At 74.4% G+C, this 15,920-nt stretch carries 20 protein-coding genes and 1 riboswitch; of the genes, 13 read left to right on the forward strand and 7 right to left on the reverse strand.

Features of this window, described 5'->3' with window-relative positions; translation table 11 throughout:
• Positions 1 to 16: 16 nt before the first annotated feature.
• The 9 genes from rpe (at position 17) to ACYVDO_RS13170 (ending at position 6,803) form a co-directional block, all read left to right on the forward strand.
• Positions 17 to 673, forward strand: a complete 657-nt coding sequence (gene rpe / locus ACYVDO_RS13130; protein ID WP_460936552.1) for a ribulose-phosphate 3-epimerase — start codon at positions 17 to 19, stop codon at positions 671 to 673.
• Positions 674 to 807: 134 nt separating this feature from the next.
• A riboswitch (FMN riboswitch) is annotated at positions 808 to 938 on the forward strand.
• A gap of 117 nt (positions 939 to 1,055) precedes the next feature.
• Positions 1,056 to 2,078, forward strand: a complete 1,023-nt coding sequence (ribD, locus tag ACYVDO_RS13135; RefSeq protein WP_460936554.1) for a bifunctional diaminohydroxyphosphoribosylaminopyrimidine deaminase/5-amino-6-(5-phosphoribosylamino)uracil reductase RibD — start codon at positions 1,056 to 1,058, stop codon at positions 2,076 to 2,078.
• A complete protein-coding gene (locus ACYVDO_RS13140; protein ID WP_460936556.1) occupies positions 2,078 to 2,755 on the forward strand; it encodes a riboflavin synthase in 678 nt (225 codons plus the stop codon). Before ribD ends, ACYVDO_RS13140 begins: the two co-directional genes overlap by 1 nt.
• Positions 2,752 to 3,459, forward strand: a complete 708-nt coding sequence (locus ACYVDO_RS13145; protein ID WP_460936558.1) for a nicotinamide mononucleotide transporter family protein — start codon at positions 2,752 to 2,754, stop codon at positions 3,457 to 3,459. Before ACYVDO_RS13140 ends, ACYVDO_RS13145 begins: the two co-directional genes overlap by 4 nt.
• Positions 3,456 to 4,679, forward strand: coding sequence for a 3,4-dihydroxy-2-butanone-4-phosphate synthase (gene ribB / locus ACYVDO_RS13150; RefSeq protein WP_460936560.1), 1,224 nt, complete (start codon positions 3,456 to 3,458; stop codon positions 4,677 to 4,679). Before ACYVDO_RS13145 ends, ribB begins: the two co-directional genes overlap by 4 nt.
• Positions 4,676 to 5,161 (forward strand): 6,7-dimethyl-8-ribityllumazine synthase, encoded by a 486-nt coding sequence (gene ribH / locus ACYVDO_RS13155; protein WP_460936562.1) that lies wholly within the window; start codon positions 4,676 to 4,678, stop codon positions 5,159 to 5,161. Before ribB ends, ribH begins: the two co-directional genes overlap by 4 nt.
• Entirely contained in the window at positions 5,158 to 5,421 is a 264-nt protein-coding gene (locus ACYVDO_RS13160) for a phosphoribosyl-ATP diphosphatase (protein WP_460936564.1), read from the forward strand. The genes ribH and ACYVDO_RS13160 overlap by 4 nt, the downstream gene beginning before the upstream one ends.
• A 27-nt stretch (positions 5,422 to 5,448) precedes the next feature.
• Entirely contained in the window at positions 5,449 to 6,297 is an 849-nt protein-coding gene (gene hisG / locus ACYVDO_RS13165) for an ATP phosphoribosyltransferase (protein WP_460936566.1), read from the forward strand.
• Between the two features lie 2 nt (positions 6,298 to 6,299).
• A complete protein-coding gene (locus ACYVDO_RS13170) occupies positions 6,300 to 6,803 on the forward strand; it encodes a PH domain-containing protein (protein ID WP_460936568.1) in 504 nt (167 codons plus the stop codon).
• A 225-nt stretch (positions 6,804 to 7,028) separates the two neighbouring features.
• Here the strand turns inward: ACYVDO_RS13170 and ACYVDO_RS13175 are convergent, their stop codons facing one another.
• From ACYVDO_RS13175 to ACYVDO_RS13195, 5 genes are all read right to left on the reverse strand, one after another.
• The gene (locus ACYVDO_RS13175; RefSeq protein ID WP_460936570.1) at positions 7,029 to 7,373 is read right to left on the reverse strand and encodes a TfoX/Sxy family protein; all 345 of its coding nucleotides are present in this window, start codon (positions 7,371 to 7,373) and stop codon (positions 7,029 to 7,031) included.
• A 153-nt stretch (positions 7,374 to 7,526) separates the two neighbouring features.
• Entirely contained in the window at positions 7,527 to 8,735 is a 1,209-nt protein-coding gene (locus ACYVDO_RS13180) for an MFS transporter (RefSeq protein WP_460936572.1), read from the reverse strand.
• Positions 8,736 to 8,757: 22 nt separating this feature from the next.
• The gene (locus ACYVDO_RS13185) at positions 8,758 to 9,921 is read right to left on the reverse strand and encodes an FUSC family protein (protein WP_460936574.1); all 1,164 of its coding nucleotides are present in this window, start codon (positions 9,919 to 9,921) and stop codon (positions 8,758 to 8,760) included.
• A complete protein-coding gene (locus ACYVDO_RS13190) occupies positions 9,921 to 10,337 on the reverse strand; it encodes a DUF5655 domain-containing protein (RefSeq protein ID WP_460936576.1) in 417 nt (138 codons plus the stop codon). The genes ACYVDO_RS13185 and ACYVDO_RS13190 overlap by 1 nt, the downstream gene beginning before the upstream one ends.
• 28 nt (positions 10,338 to 10,365) lie before the next feature.
• Positions 10,366 to 10,932, reverse strand: coding sequence for a uridine kinase family protein (locus tag ACYVDO_RS13195; protein WP_460936578.1), 567 nt, complete (start codon positions 10,930 to 10,932; stop codon positions 10,366 to 10,368).
• A gap of 31 nt (positions 10,933 to 10,963) precedes the next feature.
• Between ACYVDO_RS13195 and hisF the strand changes: the two genes are divergently transcribed.
• Genes hisF through ACYVDO_RS13215 form a run of 4 tightly spaced genes read left to right on the forward strand, consistent with a single transcriptional unit; the run spans position 10,964 to position 13,171 of the window.
• Positions 10,964 to 11,737, forward strand: a complete 774-nt coding sequence (hisF, locus tag ACYVDO_RS13200) for an imidazole glycerol phosphate synthase subunit HisF (RefSeq protein ID WP_460936580.1) — start codon at positions 10,964 to 10,966, stop codon at positions 11,735 to 11,737.
• 56 nt (positions 11,738 to 11,793) lie between these two features.
• Entirely contained in the window at positions 11,794 to 12,141 is a 348-nt protein-coding gene (locus ACYVDO_RS13205) for an ArsR/SmtB family transcription factor (protein WP_460936582.1), read from the forward strand.
• Complete coding sequence (locus ACYVDO_RS13210) at positions 12,138 to 12,578, forward strand: SRPBCC family protein (protein ID WP_460936584.1); 441 nt, start codon at positions 12,138 to 12,140, stop codon at positions 12,576 to 12,578. Before ACYVDO_RS13205 ends, ACYVDO_RS13210 begins: the two co-directional genes overlap by 4 nt.
• On the forward strand, positions 12,575 to 13,171 hold the full coding sequence (locus ACYVDO_RS13215) for a maleylpyruvate isomerase family mycothiol-dependent enzyme (protein ID WP_460936586.1): 597 nt from the start codon (positions 12,575 to 12,577) through the stop codon (positions 13,169 to 13,171). The genes ACYVDO_RS13210 and ACYVDO_RS13215 overlap by 4 nt, the downstream gene beginning before the upstream one ends.
• 9 nt (positions 13,172 to 13,180) lie before the next feature.
• Here the strand turns inward: ACYVDO_RS13215 and ACYVDO_RS13220 are convergent, their stop codons facing one another.
• Together ACYVDO_RS13220 and ACYVDO_RS13225 are read right to left on the reverse strand one after the other, a co-directional pair.
• Entirely contained in the window at positions 13,181 to 13,834 is a 654-nt protein-coding gene (locus tag ACYVDO_RS13220) for a response regulator (protein ID WP_460936588.1), read from the reverse strand.
• A complete protein-coding gene (locus tag ACYVDO_RS13225) occupies positions 13,831 to 15,918 on the reverse strand; it encodes a sensor histidine kinase (RefSeq protein ID WP_460936590.1) in 2,088 nt (695 codons plus the stop codon). Before ACYVDO_RS13225 ends, ACYVDO_RS13220 begins: the two co-directional genes overlap by 4 nt.
• Between the last annotated feature and the right edge of the window lie 2 nt (positions 15,919 to 15,920).

Raw genomic sequence — 15,920 nt, forward strand, 5'->3', positions numbered from 1 at the left:
TCGCTAGGGTGTGCCCGTGCAGATCTCGCCCAGCATCCTGTCCGCCGACTTTGCCAACCTGCAGCACGAGCTCGAGCGGATCCGCAACGCCGACTGGGCCCACGTCGACGTCATGGACGGCCACTTCGTGCCTAACCTGACCCTCGGCCTCCCGGTGGTCGAGGCGCTCGCGAAGGTCAGCCCGATCCCGCTGGACTGCCACCTCATGATCGAGGACCCCGACCGCTGGGCACCCCAGTACGCCGAGGCCGGTGGGGCCTCCGTGACCTTCCACGTCGAGGCGGCGCGCGACCCGCGGGCCCTGGCGAAGGACCTGCGTGCGGCCGGCGCGCGGGCCGGCATGGCGGTCAAGCCCGGCACCGCGTTCGCGCCGTACGAGGACCTGCTCCCGGACCTCGACATGGTGCTGGTCATGACGGTCGAGCCGGGCTTCGGCGGCCAGTCGTTCATGGCCGACCAGATGCCCAAGGTGGCCCAGGTCCGGGAGGCGGTGCGCCGCTTCGGGGGTGAGGTCTGGGTGCAGGTCGACGGCGGGGTGTCCGCGTCGACCATCGAGCAGTGCGCCGAGGCGGGAGCGGACGTCTTCGTGGCGGGGTCGGCCGTCTACGGCGCCCGGGACGCGGCCGCAGCCGTCGACGAGCTGCGAGCGCTGGCGACCGCCCACGCGCACTAGGGCCGTTCGCCGCCCGTCCGTTCGCTGCCCGGCCGTTCGCTGCCCGGTCCGTTCTCCGCCGGGCCGGAGCGTGAGGACCATCACGCGGACCGCCTCGGCCCGGCCCCGCGGCCGCTGGCATACTGGTCGGCGACACACGTGCTCCGGGGTCGGTGCAAGTCCGAACCGGCGGTGACAGTCCGCGACCCGGCCGCAGCCAGCGGCCGGTTGACCAGGTGGAACTCCTGGACCGACGGTGAAAGTCCGGATGGTAGGCAGCACGTGGACGCGGGACCCCCAGGTCGCGCGGTCGGGTCGGTCGCGACCCGCCGCCTGCCCTGAGGTCCCTCGACCGCACGTCCCCCGGAGCTCGACCGAACGGTCTGGAGCAGGAGGCGGGACGATGGGCGAGCAGCCCGGCACGGACGCGGCGATGCGTTGCGCCCTCGCGCTCGCCGCCCGGGGTCCCGAGGCCGACCCCAACCCGCGGGTCGGCTGCGTCCTGGTCGCCGACGACGGCGAGGTCGTCGCCGAGGGGTGGCACCGCGGTGCGGGCACGCCGCACGCCGAGGCCGCCGCCCTGGCCGCCGCGGGCGAGCGCGCCGCCGGCACCACGGCCTACGTGACCCTCGAGCCCTGCAACCACACCGGCCGCACGCCGCCGTGCGCACCGGCCCTGTATGCCGCGGGCGTGCGTCGCGTGGTCCACGCGCAGTCCGACCCCAACCCGGTCGCCGCCGGGGGCGCGGACTGGCTGCGTGAGCGCGGTGTCGAGGTGGTCGGTGACGTCCTGGCCGACGAGGCCGAGGCCGTGAACCGCACCTGGACCCACCTCGTCCGCACCGGCAGGCCGTGGGTCACGTGGAAGCTCGCCACCACCCTCGACGGGCGCAGCGCCGCGGCCGACGGCACGAGCCAGTGGATCACCGGCCCTCCCGCCCGGGCCGACGTGCACGAGCAGCGCGCCCGCTGCGGGGCCGTCCTGGTCGGGACCGGCACGGCCCTCACCGACGACCCCCACCTCACGGCCCGCCACCCCGACGGCACCCTGACGGGCACCCAGCCGATCCGGGTCGTGATGGGGGAGCGCGACCTCCCGCCGCAGGCCCGGGTCCTCGACGACGCCGCCCCGACCTGGCACCTGCGCACCCGCAGCCCCAAGGAGGTCCTCGAGGCGCTGGCCGGGGCCGGGGTGCACCACGTCTGGCTCGAGGGCGGCCCGACCGTCGCGGCGGCGTTCATGTACGACCGGCTCGTCGACGAGGTCGTGGCCTACGTCGCGCCGGTCCTGCTCGGCCGTGGCCGGCCGTCCGTCAGCGACCTCGGCATCACCACGATCGACGAGGCCCTGCGCCTCGACCCCACCGACATCACCCTGATCGGCACCGACGTGCGGATCACCGCCTGCCTGAAGGAGACCCGCTGATGTTCACCGGCATCGTCGAGGAGCTCGGCCACGTCGTGGCGCTCGAGCGCGGCGCCGAGTCCGCCCGGCTCACCGTGTCCGGCCCCCTGGTCGTGTCGGACGCCGTCCACGGCGCCTCGATCTCGGTCAACGGCGTCTGCCTCACCGTGGTGGAGCACGACGAGGAGCAGTTCACCGTCGACGTCATGGCGGAGAGCCTCGCGCGCACCAGCCTCGGCGCCCTCGCCGCCGGGGACCGGGTCAACCTCGAGCGGGCGATGGCGGCCGGGGGACGCTTCGGCGGGCACGTCGTGCAGGGGCACGTCGACGGCACCGCCCGGATCCTCGCGCGGACACCCGGAGACCGCTGGGAGGTGGTCCGGTTCAGCCTCGACGCCGGTCTGGCCCGCTACGTCGTGGAGAAGGGCTCGATTACCGTCGACGGCGTCAGCCTCACGGTGTCGGCCGTCGGTTCCGACGAGGGCGGCGACTGGTTCGAGGTCTCGCTGATCCCCACCACGCTGGCCCTGACGACGTTGGGGCACAAGGGCGCCGGCGACCCGGTCAACCTCGAGGTGGACGTCCTCGCCAAGTACGTCGAGCGCCTGCTCGCGACCGGCCCCCCACGGGCCGCCGGCACCCCCGCACCCACCACCCCGGCCCCCGGCACCACCGACTCCCAGGAGATCCCCGCATGAACTGGCTCGAGAAGCTCTTCGAGGCACAGCTGACCATCGGCTCGCAGCACATCCTGTGGCGCGAGGTGGTCGGCAACGTCTTCGGATTCGCCTCCGCCATCGGTGGCATGCGCCGGCGGATCTGGGCCTGGCCCGTCGGGATCCTCGGCAACGTCCTGCTGTTCACGGTCTTCTTCGGGGTCGCTTTCTCCAACCCCCAGCACGAGACCCTGCTCGGGCAGGCCGGCCGCCAGGTCTTCTTCATCATCACCAGCGTGTACGGCTGGTACCGCTGGAACGCCGTCCGCCGGCTCAGCTCCGCCGATGTGGACGCCCCCGTCATCACCCCGCGCTGGGCCACCGCGCGCGAGCGCCTGGGCTACGTCGGCTTCTGGGTCGCGGGCGTCGTCGTGCTGCAGTGGGTCTTCGCGGCGATCGGCGCCGGCTGGCCCGCCCCGCGCTGGTACTTCTGGTGCGACGCGTGGATCTTCGTCGGCTCGATCGTGGCGACGTACGCGATGGCCCGCGGCTGGAACGACTTCTGGCTCGCGTGGATCGGCGTCGACCTGGTCGGCGTCCCGCTGCTGGTGCACTCGAAGTTCTACCCGTCCGCGGTCCTGTATGCCGTGTACGCCGGCCTCGTGCTCTACGGCTTCTTCGTGTGGCTCAAGGCGTCCCGGGTCGAGGAGCCCGACCGCGAGCCGGAGGCGGTGGCTGCGGCATGAGGAGCCTGGCGACCATCGAGCAGGCGCTGGACGCGCTGCGTGCCGGGCGCCCGGTGCTCGTCACCGACGACGAGGACCGCGAGAACGAGGGCGACGTCATCCTCGCCGCCCAGACCCTGACCGACCAGTGGATGGCGTGGGCGATCCGGCACACGAGCGGCTACGTGTGCGCGCCGGTCACCCCCGAGGTGGCCGACCGGCTGGGTCTGCCGCTGATGGTCGCCGACAACCGCGACCCGAGGCGCACGGCCTACACGGTCACGGTCGACGCGGCCGAGGGCGTCACCACGGGCATCTCGGCGGCCGACCGGGCGCGCACCGTGCGCCTGCTGGCCGACCCCCGGTCCACCGCCGACACCTTCGTCCGGCCCGGGCACGTCGTGCCGCTGCGGGCGCGCGAGGGCGGGGTGCTGGTGCGCCCCGGGCACACCGAGGCGGCCGTCGACCTGTGCCGGCTCGCGGGCCTCGCGCCGGCCGCCGCGATCGGCGAGCTGGTCCACGACGACGGCACGATGATGCGGCTGCCCGACGTGCAGGCGATGGGCGCCGTGCACGACCTGCCCGTCATCACGATCGCCCAGCTGGTCGCGTACCGGCAGCGGTTCGACCGGGTGGCCCGGGTGGCCGAGACGGTGGTCCCCACGCGGCACGGGGACTTCCGCGCCGTCGGCTTCCGCGACGCGATCACCGGCGACGAGCACATCGCGCTCGTGAGCCCCCGCGGCGTCCCCGAGCGCCCGCTGGTGCGGCTGCACTCCGAGTGCCTCACCGGGGACGCGTTCGGGTCGCTGCGCTGCGACTGCGGGCCCCAGCTCGAGCGCTCGCTCGAGCGAGTGGCCGCCGAAGGGGGTGTCGTCGTCTACCTGCGGGGCCACGAGGGCCGCGGGGTCGGGCTGCTCGCCAAGCTGCAGGCGTACGCGCTGCAGGACGGCGGCCTCGACACGGTGGACGCGCAGACCGCCCTCGACCTGCCGGTGGACGCGCGTGAGTACGCCGCCGGGGCGGCGGTGCTCACGGCCCTGGGGGTCGACCACATCCGGCTGCTCACCAACAACCCGGCCAAGGTGGAGGCGCTGCGTGCGCTCGGTCTCGGGGTGGATGCGGTGGAGCGGCTCCAGGTCGCCCCGACGACCGCCAACCGCGGGTACCTGCGGACCAAGCGAGACCGGATGGGCCACGACCTCGTCATGGACGCCACGGACTCCGGGGAGACGGCATGAGCGGCAGGGGAGCGCCCACGGTCAGTGCGGACGGCGCCGGGCTGCGGGTGGCCGTCGTCGCCGCCTCGTGGCACACCGAGGTGATGGACGGGCTCGTCGCGGGGGCGCAGCGCGGCCTCGCGGAGTGTGGTGTCACCGACGTCCTGCTCGTGCGGGTGCCCGGCACCGTCGAGCTCAGCGTCGCGTGCGCCCGCCTCGCGCCGTCGTACGACGCCCTGGTCGCCCTGGGTGTCGTGATCCGTGGCCGCACACCGCATTTCGACTACGTGTGCAGCGGCGTCACCCACGGCCTCACCGACGTCAGCACGCGTACGGGCATCCCGATCGGGTTCGGCGTGCTCACGTGCGACGACGACGCACAGGCCCTCGACCGCGCGGGTCTGCCGGGGTCGAGCGAGGACAAGGGGCACGAGGCGGCGGTCGCCGCGGTGGCGACCGCGGTGACGTTGGCAGGCCTCGTCCCCCGTACGCTGGGCCCGTGAAGACCTTCGACGACCTGTACGCCGAGCTGACGGAGAAGGCGGTGAGCCGCCCGGAGGGTTCGGGGACGGTCCGCGCCGTCGATGCCGGCGTGCATGCCATCGGCAAGAAGATCGTGGAGGAGGCCGCCGAGGTGTGGATGGCCGCCGAGCACGAGGGCAAGGACCGCGCCGCGGAGGAGATCAGCCAGCTGCTCTACCACCTCCAGGTGCTCATGGTCGCCTCCGACATCACCCTCGACGACGTCTACGCCCACCTCTAGGCCACCACTCTCACGAAAGCCCGCACCATGCTGCGAATCGCCGTGCCCAACAAGGGGTCACTCTCCGAGCCCGCGGTCGACATGCTCCGCGAGGCCGGCTACCGCGTCCGGCGCGACGCCAAGGAGCTCGTCGTCACCGACCCCGACAACGACGCCGAGTTCTTCTACCTCCGCCCGCGTGACATCGCCGTCTACGTCGGCTCCGGCACCATCGACTGCGGCATCACCGGACGCGACCTGCTGCTCGACTCCGGCAGTGCCGCCATCGAGGTCATGACGCTGGGCTTCGGAGGCTCCACTTTCCGGTATGCCGGCCGCCCGGGGACGTGCGCCGACGTCTCCGACATCGGTGGCCGCCGCGTGGCGACGAGCTATCCCGGCCTGGTCGAGAAGCACCTCGCCGAGGCCGGGGTCACCGCGAAGGTCGTGCGCCTCGACGGTGCCGTGGAGACGGCCATCACCCTCGGGGTCGCGGACGTGATCGCCGACGTCGTCGAGACGGGGACCACCCTGCGCCAGCAAGGGCTCGAGGTCTTCGGCGACCCGATCCTGCTCAGCGAGTCGGTGCTGATCCGCCGCGAGGGTCAGGGCGACAGCTCCGCCGCCGTCGAGGTGCTGCGGCGACGCCTCACCGGCGTCATCACCGCCCGCCACTACGTGATGCTCGACTACGACGTGCCGGCCCACCTCGTGGAGGTGGCGTGTGCCGTGACGCCGGGCCTGGAGTCGCCCACCGTGTCGGCCCTGCAGAACAAGGAGTGGGCCGCCGTGCGCGCGATGGTGCCCCGGGCCCGGACCAACGCGATCATGGACGAGCTCTACGACCTCGGGGCGCGGGCGATCCTCGTCACCGACATCGCGGCCTGCCGGCTGTGACCGTGACCGGCAACCGCTCGGGCGGGGGCAGCGCGGACGAGCAGGCGGCCTTCGCACCGTTCCGGCCGCGCCGGGGCAGGGTGGTGGCGACCGCCTCGGCGGTGGCGACGCTGATCCTCTTCGCGATCGTGGCCGTGGTGCTGCCCGGGCCGGCCGACGGCGGGAACTGGCGCACCGGCGACCGGGTCTTCTTCGCGGGCGTCGGGGTGGCCATGGCCCTGCTGCTGTGGCGCTTCGCCAGGATCCGGGCGGTGCCGACCCGCGAGTCGCTGACGATCCGCAACCTCCTGCTCACCCGCACGGTGTCGTGGCGCGAGGTCGTCGACGTGCGCTTCGTGGAGGGCGACCCGTGGGTCACGATCGAGCTGACGGACACCGACACGGTGGCCGTCATGGCGATCCAGAAGGCCGATGCCGGGTTCGGCCGCGCCGAGGCGGGGCGGTTGGCCGCCCTCGTCCAGGCCCTCGGCCCCACGGTGCCGAGCCCGGACGTCACCCGGGACTGAGGATCCTCGTCGCGTGCTGTGCGTTGCCCCGCGGCGTGGGGCAACGCACAGTGCGCCGACACCCGACCGGACGGCCGGTGGGGAGTGGGAGCACGGGCGCGCCTGGGCGCCGTGGCCCGGCCCGGTCGCAAAGCGTCCCCTCGCGGGCCGTGCGCCGGGCCACGACTGCTCCGTGTATGCCCGGTGGCGGGGGGCGCCAAACGGCGAGGGCGCCGGCCGGCCGGTCTACCCGGGGCCCTGCTTCGGGGGGAGCGAGGCGGTCCACCCCACGCCCACGTCGACCCAGCGCTGGAGCGCCGTGTCCTCCGCGACCCGGTCGGCGCCCACCCGCAACCAGCCGTCCATCTCCCGGCCTCGCATCACCATGGGCTCGGCCTCGCCGCCGCCGACGAGCTCGTCGGTCCGGTCGGGGTCGCAACGCACCATGAGGCCGCCCTGGCCGCTCGCCGCGACCGCCAGGTGGCCGCCGACGAGGAACGCCACCCCGCCGAACATCGCCTTCTCCCGCACGCCGTCGACGTCCCGCAGCACGGTCCGCAGGCGGTCGGCGAGCTCCCGGTCGTACGCCATGGCGGCAGCATCCCACGCAGGCCGACGCCCCGCGTCCGTCACCGACCACGTGGTGGCACCGGTGAACCCCGGCTGGCACCGGTGAACCCCGGCTGTCACCGGTGAACCCGCGTGGGCGCCGCTGCACCCGTGTCGGCGGCGCCGCGGACGACGTCAGGGGATGCGCGCCAGCGTGGGCCGAAGGGCCGCCGAGAACGCCACCTGTCCGAACATGAGGACGGTCAGCACCATCCACACCGCCTGGAATCCACCCGTCACGTCGCGCAGCGCCCCCAGGCTCGCCGGTCCGAGCGAGGCGATCGTGTAGCTGAAGAAGAACGCCATCCCGGCGAGCCGTGCGCTCGCTGCCGGCGTGGAGGCGTAGTCGACCATGAGCACGAGGCCCAGGGCGAAGGACGCGCCCTGTCCGAACCCGAGCACCCCCGCCCACACCCAGGGGGCCGCGCCGGGTGCGAGCCACAGCCCCGCCTGGCCGAGCAGGCCCAGCACGGAAGCGCCGAGCAGCAGGGCCCGGTGGTCGTGGACGCGGTCGGCGAGGACCGGCCCGAGCAGGCCGGAGACGAGCTGGAGCGCGGTGAAGACGCTGAGGAGGTACCCGGCGTGGGTGGGGTCCCACCCGCGGGCGGCGTACGTGGGCGCGATCCAGGCCAGCGAGGAGTAGAACTCGACCGACTGGATGGTGAGGTAGCCCGCGACGAGCCACGCGGTCGCGTGCCGCCACGGCAGCCTCGTCGGGACCACGACCACGGGGTCGGCCGCCCGCAGCCGGGTGTGCCCTCGCCAGATCGGCAGCCAGGCCAGCACCCCCACGAGCGCGATCACCGACCACGACCCGAGCGAGGCCTGCCACGACCCGAACCGGTCGCGCAGCGGCACGGATAGGGCCGAGGAGGCTCCCGCACCGCCCATCATCGCCAGCATGTACAGGCCGGTCACCAGCCCCGACCGCCCCGGCGGGAAGAGCTCCTTGACCAGCCCGGGCAGCAGGGTCCCGCCCAGGGCGATGCCGACGCCGGCGACGAACGTCCCGGCATACAGCAGCCACACATGGCTCCCCCCGAACCGCGACAGCAGCCCGAGCAGGACACACACGGCCGCGAGCTGCACGCCCGTCGCGGCGCCGACCCGGGCGGCCACCCGCTGGGCGACGGGAGCGAAGAGCCCCATGCACAGCACCGGCAGGGTGGTCAGCAGGCCGAGGGCGGCGTTGCCGAGGTGCAGCTCGAGCCCGATGTCCTGCACGAGCGGGGGCACGCTGGCCATGACGGTGCGCAGGTTCGCGGCGACGGCGACGAGCGCCACCGCGACGAGCCAGGTGGACGGCGCGGCGGTGACGGGGGGACGGACGGTGGCCTGTGACATCCGGTCCAGTCTGGCAGGCGGATCAGTCGTCGTCGGGACCGGTGGTCATCGTCTCCGGCACGTGGTCCCGCGCGTCGGCGGCGGGCAGCCCGGTGAGCATGAGCAGGTCGACGACCATGGACCGGATCTGGGCGCGCATCACCTCGGCGGACAGCCCCGAACCGGGGTCGAGCACGGCGCTCAGCTCGCCGACCTGGTAGAGGCCGGCGCGCGCGTTGGTGGGCAGTCGTCGCTCACCGAGCTCGCGGGCGATGTCGCCGGTGACCTCCCCGAGCGCCTCGATGAGCCGCAGGTATGCCGGGGGCACCGGTTCGTCGCGCCAGGTCGCGACCGCGGCCCGCCGGACGAGCACGCGCAGGTTGCGGATGGCCCGGTCGAGCGGCTCGAGTAGGTCGGCGATGGCCTGCACGCCCGGCAGGTGCCGCCGTCGGAACGGCGAGAGCCGGACGACCGCGATGCCCTCGGCCGAGAGCGAGCGCAGCTCGTCGAGCATCGACTCCGACGCCCGCGCCCGCTCCAGGGTGGCTGTCGCGAGGTCCGAGTCGCGCTCGCGCACGGCCCGCACGGTGTCGGCGAGGATCTCGCTGATCTCCCGGACCACCACCGACGCCTGCTGGCGCGGCCGGCGGATGGGCGTGGTGGGGGCCAGGGTGGTGAACAGCAGCGCGACCACCCCGCCCACGACCGCGTCCAGCCAGCGGGTGAAGGCGTAGCCGGGGGCCGCCGTGAGGGTCGTGACGATGACCGACTGCACGCCGGCCTGCGTCGTGAGCAGCAGCCCGGCGCCGAGCAGGGCGGCGATGCTCATGGCGAGCACCACGACGACGACGATCTGCCACGTGCCCGTCCCGAAGAAGTGGACGAAGGCGTCGCCGACGAAGACGCCGACCGCGACGCCGATCATGACCTCGGTGACGCGGCGCAGGCGCTGGCCGTAGGACAGCCCCAGCGACACGATCGCCGTCACGGGGGCGAAGAACGGCTGCCGGTGACCGAGCAGGTGGGTGGCGACCCACCAGGCGATGGCGGCGCCGAGCCCGCACTGCACGACGAAGGCGAGCCGGGCCAGCATCCGCTGCGTGCGCGCCCTCGCCTCGTGCCGGGACCGGGCCGCGGCCCGGGACAGGTCGGCCGAGGAGGGCAGGCGCGGCAGTGCCCGGTCTCCCCGGGTCCCGGTGCCGGGCATCAGCCGTTCTGGAGGTAGGCCGCCTCGAGGAGCGGTTCGAGCGAGCGGATGTCGTCCTCGTCGCAGTCGGCCGACAGCTCGAGCCAGTGCGTCGCCGGTCCGAACCCGGTGGCCGGGGAGAGCCGGTCGTCGGCGGACACGTCCGCGGGTGCGTCGGCGGGGAAGCTAAGGCCGACCCGCACGGTGGCCCCGGCCCCCGGGCCGACGACGGCGAACGTGGCGCGCCGCCCGACCGAGACCCAGCGCGAGTAGTCCGCCCGGTGCGTGTCGTCCCCGAGCCCCTGCGCGAGCATGACGACCGCGTCGTGGACGGCGCGCAGACCCGCGCGGTCGCCGGGGTACAGGGCGTCGGCACCGGCGCCCGCGTCCGTGTCCGCGGTCTGCCGTCCGTGGGCGGGTTCCATGGACCCGATCATGGCAGCAGGGTGGGCCGCGGGCGCGGTCTCACGGCCGGCCCGCTGTCGTGTCCACGACGAGGTCGGCCCGCTCCCAGGTGCGGTCCGCGTCGTACAGGCGGCGCTCCTGCGCGGCCCACTGGTCCCAGAACGGCGCGAAGCCTGCGTCGCGGGCGATGCCGCGGGCGTACCGCACGTCCTCCGCGGCCTCCACCCAGACCAGCACCGAGGCGAACGCCCCGCCCGGCAGCGCGCCTGCCCCGCAGCCCTCCAGCACCACGACGTCGGTGGGTGGCAGCTGGACCCACTCGGCATACCGGCCCGCGTGCCAGTCCCACCGCTGGTAGCGCGCGGCGCGGCCCTCGCGCAGGGGCTGCACGATCCACTCGTCGGCGCGGTGGGTGCCCGCCCGCAGGCCGTCCCACCCCGGGTAGAGGTCGTCCATGTGCACGGTGGGGGCCGACAGGACGTCCGCGACCTGGCGTGCGAGCGTGGTCTTGCCGGAGCCGCTGGGGCCGTCGATGACGACGAGATGGGTGCTGCCGCAGCGCGCGGGGGTGGAGTCCACCAGGGCGACGATCGCACTCACGTGGTCCGTGGTGCGGTCGACCGACATGACGTCCACCCTAGGTGGATACCCTTCCCGGGTGAGTCTCGCCACCCGGGTCATCCCCTGCCTCGACGTCGACGCCGGCCGCGTCGTCAAGGGCGTGCGGTTCGAGAACCTGCGCGACGCCGGCGACCCCGTCGAGCTGGCGAAGGCCTACGGGGACCAGGGCGCGGACGAGCTGACCTTCCTCGACGTGACGGCGAGCAGCGGCGACCGCGAGACCACCTACGACGTCGTGCGGCGCACCGCCGAACAGGTCTTCATCCCGCTGACGGTGGGTGGGGGAGTGCGCTCCGTCGACGACGTCGACCGGCTGCTGCGGGCCGGAGCCGACAAGGTCGGGGTCAACACCGCCGCCATCGCGCGGCCCGAGCTCGTCTCCGAGGTGGCGGACCGGTTCGGCTCCCAGGTGCTGGTGCTGTCGGCGGACGTGCGCCGGCGCCGGGCCGAGGACGGGTCGCCGGTCGGCGGGTTCGAGGTCACCACCCACGGCGGCCGGGAGCGCACCGGCATCGACGCGGTCGAGTGGTGCGTGCGGGCGCAGGAGCTGGGCGCCGGTGAGGTGCTGCTGAACTCGATGGACGCCGACGGCACCAAGGACGGGTTCGACCTCGAGCTCATCCGGCTCGTGCGCAGGGAGCTGCGCATCCCGCTGATCGCGAGCGGCGGCGCCGGCCGCGTCGAGCACTTCGCCCCCGCGGTGCACGCCGGCGCCGACGCCGTCCTCGCGGCGAGCGTCTTCCACTTCGGCGAGCTCACGGTCGGCGACGTCAAGGCGGCGCTGGCGCAGGACGGCATACCCGTCCGCTGATGAGCTCCGCTCTATTCCAGTGGACGCTTGATCAAGCAGATGCTTTAATAACGTCCATGACCTCAGCGACCGACGCGGAACGGCTGGACGGGGTGTTCGCCGCGCTGAGCGACCCCACCCGGCGGGACATCGTGGCCCGGCTCAGCCGGGGGGACGCGACCGTGACGCAGCTCGCGGAGCCGTATGCGATGAGCCTGCAGGCCGTCTCGCAGCACATCGCGGTGCTGGAGCGGTGCGGGCTGGTGTCGCGGGGGAGGGACCGGCAGGCGCGGCCGTGCCGGCTCGAGGCCGACACGTTGCGGGAGGCCGTCTCGTGGATCGAGGAGAGCCGGCGCGCGTGGGCCGCGCGCATGGACCGGTTGGAGTCGCACCTGGCGAGGGTGCAGGAGCAGGAGGACGCGTGAACGACGACGAGCTGGTGTACGAGCGGGTGTTTCCGGCCCCGCGTGACCTGGTCTGGCGCTGCCTCACCGAACCCGCCGAGCTGGCGCAGTTCTGGGGTCCCGAGGGCATGGAGACGCCGGTCGACGGGATCGTGGTCGAGCTGCGCGCTGGCGGGCGGTTCGAGACGCTCATGGTGGGCGGACAGGGAAGCCACCGCATGGTCGCCACCTTCACCGAGGTCGTGCCGCCCGAGCGGCTCGCGTGGCTCGAGGCGGCGTCGGGCCTGCACACGACGAGCACGCTGGAGGACCTCGGCGACGGACGGACCGCCGTCACCATCACCCAGCGGAACGTGCCCGAGGCGATGCGCCGGCCGGAGGCCCGGGCCGGCTTCGCCACCTCGCTCGACAAGCTGGAGCGGCACCTCGTGGGGATCACCGTGGGGGGACGGTCATGACGGGCCCGCAGTCCTGGGTGGGACCCACGTACGTCGGGCTGGCGGACCTGCTCGTCGCAGCCGGGGAGCGGGTCTGGGGTGCGCCGTCGCTGTGCGAGGGGTGGACCGTCGGGCACGTGGTCGCCCACGTGACCATGCCGGTGCGGATGGCGCCGGCGCAGTACGGCGCGGAGCTGGCCGCGGCGGGCGGAGACTTCGGCGTCCTGTCCGACACCGTGGCGGAGCGGGACCGCTTGCTGCCGGTGGACGACCTGCTCGCCCAGCTGAGGTCGCCGGCCCTGCACGCGTGGGAGCCGCCGGGCGGGGGAGCAGCCGGCGCCCTGAGCCATGCCGTCATCCACTCGCTGGACGTGACCCTGGCGCTCGACCGGCCGGCCGTGGCGCCGGACGAGGGTGTCGTGGCGGTGCTGGACCAGCTGGCCTCGGCCGGCGGCGCGTGGTTCGGCGTCGACCTCGCGGGCGTCCGGCTGGAGGCCACGGACACCGACTGGAGCCTGGGGAGCGGCCGTCCGGTCCGGACAGGCAGCGGCGCGCTGGTGGCCCTCCTCAGCGGACGCGTCCTGCCCGACGGGCAGGCGCTGCCCAGGCGCTGACCTGCGTGCTCAGTCCCGGCCGAGGCCGGCGTCCCTCGCCTTGATGATGGCGTCGGCCCGGTCGGCCGCGTGCAGCTTGGCGTAGATCGAGGACACCGCGTTGCGGACGGACTTGTCCGACAGGTAGGTCAGGCGGGCGATGTCGGCGTTCGACCGGCCGGCGGCCAGGTGGTCGAGGACCTCGCGCTCGCGGTCGGTGAGCTCCGGGAACGGCACGTCCGGGGTGCTGGGGCGGCCGGACAGGAAGTCGGCGACCCGGGCGGCGAGCGACGCCCCGAAGACCATGCCGCCCCCGGCGGCGGAGCGGATGGCCTGCTGCACCTCGGCGGCGGAGGCCCCCTTGAGGAGGTACCCCCGGGCACCGGCGCGCAGCGCTCCCATGATGGTGTCGTCGTCCTCGTTCATGGTGAGGATGACGACGGCGGTCGCCGGTCGCGCGGCGACGATCTGGCGGGTGGCCTCGATGCCGTCGAGGTGGGGCATCTGGATGTCCATGACGACGACGTCCGGCTCGGTGTCGCGCGCCACGAGCACGGCGTCCCGGCCGTCGGTCGCGGTGCCGACGACCTCCAGGCCGGGCAGCGCGTCGAGGAGTGCCACCAGCCCGTCGCGCAGGACCTGGTGGTCGTCCGCCAGGACGACGCGGATCGCGGGCTCGCTCACGGGGTGCTCCTCAGCGGCAGTCGGGCGCGCACGGTGGTGCCGCCCTCGGGGGGACAGACGACCTCGGCGCGGCCACCCAGCTCGGCCACGCGCTCGCGCAGGGACACCAGCCCGACGCCGGCCACGGCCGCGGGGTCGACGCCCACCCCGTCGTCGGACACCCGCAGGTGCAGCTCCCCGGCCGCCACGTGCAGCCGGACGTCGCACCGGGACGCGCGCGCGTGCCGTGCCGCGTTCGTGACGGCCTCGCCCACGACGCGGTATGCCGCGACCTCCACGGCCGCGGGCAGCGTCTCCACGCCCTCGGCGGCCTCGACGTGGACGGCGAAGCCGGGACCCGACAGGGCGCTCGCCTGCTGTCGCAGGGCTCCGACCAGACCGAGGTCGTCGAGGGCCGGTGGGCGCAGGTCGTGGACGAGCCGGCGGACGTCGGCGACCACGTCCTGCACCTGCGACGCCGCGACCTCGAGGCCTCGGGTGGCGGCTCCGGGGTCGTCGGGCACGAGGAGGCGGGCCGACTCGATCCTGAAGACCACGCCGCTCAGTGCCGGCCCCAGCCCGTCGTGCAGGTCGCGGCGGATCCGGCGGCGCTCCTCCTCGCGGGCCAGGACCAGCCGCTCGCGGCTCTCCTGCAGCTCCTCCGTGAGCCGCGCGCTGCGGGCGGCCAGGGCGGCCTGGCGCACGAGGTCGCCGAGCAGCGCCTCGTCCCGCCGCGACAGCCGGGCCCGGACGCCGTCGCGAGGCAGGACCAGGCGTCCGATCGTGGTGTCGCGGAAGGTGATGGGCAAGGTGCGCACGGCACCGCCGGCGCTGCCGTGCGTCGCGGCGAGGCCGTCACCGCCGGGCCGGTCGACCTCGACCCGCACGTAGCGGACCCCGAACGCCCGGGCGACCGCGTCGGCCACCGCGGCGAGCTGCCCGCGCGCGTCCGGGGCGGACTCCAGCCGGGACGCGAGGCCCGCGACCACGTCGTAGGGGTCGTCGCGGGTGCCGAAGACGAGCCGCCGGACGCGCCCGAGCAGGAGGTGCCGCAGGACGAGGTACGCCGCCGCCCCGAGGGCGAGGACGAGCACGACGAGGGTGCGTTGGTCGAGGCGCGCCCCGAGGCCGTCGGTCAACAGCGTCAGGGCGCCGAGGTCGACCCCGACGGCGGCCATGGCTGCGACGCCGTTGAGCAGGGTGCCCGACAGCAGCTCGTCGACGCCGACCAGCTCCGGTTGCACCAGCCCGACGGTGAGGGCCACCGCGGGGAGCAGCACGCCGACCGAGAACAGCACGTCCTGCGCCCGGGCGGACAAGGGCACCAGCGACGCCGTGACGAAGAGGCCGACGACGGCCGTGGCCGCCCAGAGCAGCCACCGGATCCGCATGCGCTCCAGGCCGGTCGAGAGCCGGTGCCGGCGCCACACCACGACGACGCTGGCGAGCCCACCCGCGATGGCGGCCGCCCCCAGCACCGATGTCACCGCGTCGCCGACAGCGGGGTCCACGGGCAGCGTGCCGGCGTCGTAGGAGAGCCCGCCGGCCCCGGTGGGGTCGCCGTTCAGGCTGCCGGGCAGGAGCACCACGGCACCGGCCCAGGCCACCACGGAGGCGAGGCTCAGCCGGCTGACCACGCCCCAGGCGCCGGAGAGGAACCGCCCCGTGGGGTAGAGCAGCAGCAGCAGGGGTACCCCCACGAGGAGGAAGCTGCCGAAGCGGCCGGAGAACCACAGCGCGAGCTGGGCCCCCGGTGAGGGGGGCGGCGCCGCTCGCAGGGCCCAGCCGTCGTACGCGTCGCAGAACCCCACGAGCAGCCAGAACAGGCCGAACACCACCATCACGCGCCCCACGACGTGGCCCGGCGGCCGCCACAGGACCACGAGCCCGAGCGCGAGCAGCACCAGGCCGTTGAGGCCGGAGTCCCAGCCCGGCGACAGCGAGATCCCGTAGGACTCGCGCTGCGCCCGACTGACCTGCGTTGCCAGCACCACGGTCCCCGCGAACACGGCGAGGCCCACCGCCGCCAGCAGTCCGAGTCGGACGTGCCGGCGACGGTGGGGGTATGCCGTCGCGGGGGAGATCGTGGGTGCGGTCACGGTCACAG

The sequence above is a fragment of the Phycicoccus ginsengisoli genome (assembly GCF_054779295.1).

Bases quoted from the DNA above. Each gene is read 5' to 3' on its own strand.
- ACYVDO_RS13195 (WP_460936578.1), bottom strand. From the start codon at position 10,932: ATGTCGGTCGACCGCACCACGGACCACGTGAGTGCGATCGTCGCCCTG.
- ACYVDO_RS13190 (WP_460936576.1), bottom strand. From the start codon at position 10,337: ATGATCGGGTCCATGGAACCCGCCCACGGACGGCAGACCGCGGACACG.
- ACYVDO_RS13180 (WP_460936572.1), bottom strand. From the start codon at position 8,735: ATGTCACAGGCCACCGTCCGTCCCCCCGTCACCGCCGCGCCGTCCACC.
- ACYVDO_RS13215 (WP_460936586.1), top strand. From the start codon at position 12,575: ATGACGGGCCCGCAGTCCTGGGTGGGACCCACGTACGTCGGGCTGGCG.
- ribB (WP_460936560.1), top strand. From the start codon at position 3,456: ATGAGGAGCCTGGCGACCATCGAGCAGGCGCTGGACGCGCTGCGTGCC.
- hisG (WP_460936566.1), top strand. From the start codon at position 5,449: ATGCTGCGAATCGCCGTGCCCAACAAGGGGTCACTCTCCGAGCCCGCG.
- ACYVDO_RS13205 (WP_460936582.1), top strand. From the start codon at position 11,794: ATGACCTCAGCGACCGACGCGGAACGGCTGGACGGGGTGTTCGCCGCG.
- ACYVDO_RS13140 (WP_460936556.1), top strand. From the start codon at position 2,078: ATGTTCACCGGCATCGTCGAGGAGCTCGGCCACGTCGTGGCGCTCGAG.
- ACYVDO_RS13145 (WP_460936558.1), top strand. From the start codon at position 2,752: ATGAACTGGCTCGAGAAGCTCTTCGAGGCACAGCTGACCATCGGCTCG.
- ribH (WP_460936562.1), top strand. From the start codon at position 4,676: ATGAGCGGCAGGGGAGCGCCCACGGTCAGTGCGGACGGCGCCGGGCTG.
- ACYVDO_RS13185 (WP_460936574.1), bottom strand. From the start codon at position 9,921: ATGCCCGGCACCGGGACCCGGGGAGACCGGGCACTGCCGCGCCTGCCC.
- ribD (WP_460936554.1), top strand. From the start codon at position 1,056: ATGGGCGAGCAGCCCGGCACGGACGCGGCGATGCGTTGCGCCCTCGCG.
- ACYVDO_RS13175 (WP_460936570.1), bottom strand. From the start codon at position 7,373: ATGGCGTACGACCGGGAGCTCGCCGACCGCCTGCGGACCGTGCTGCGG.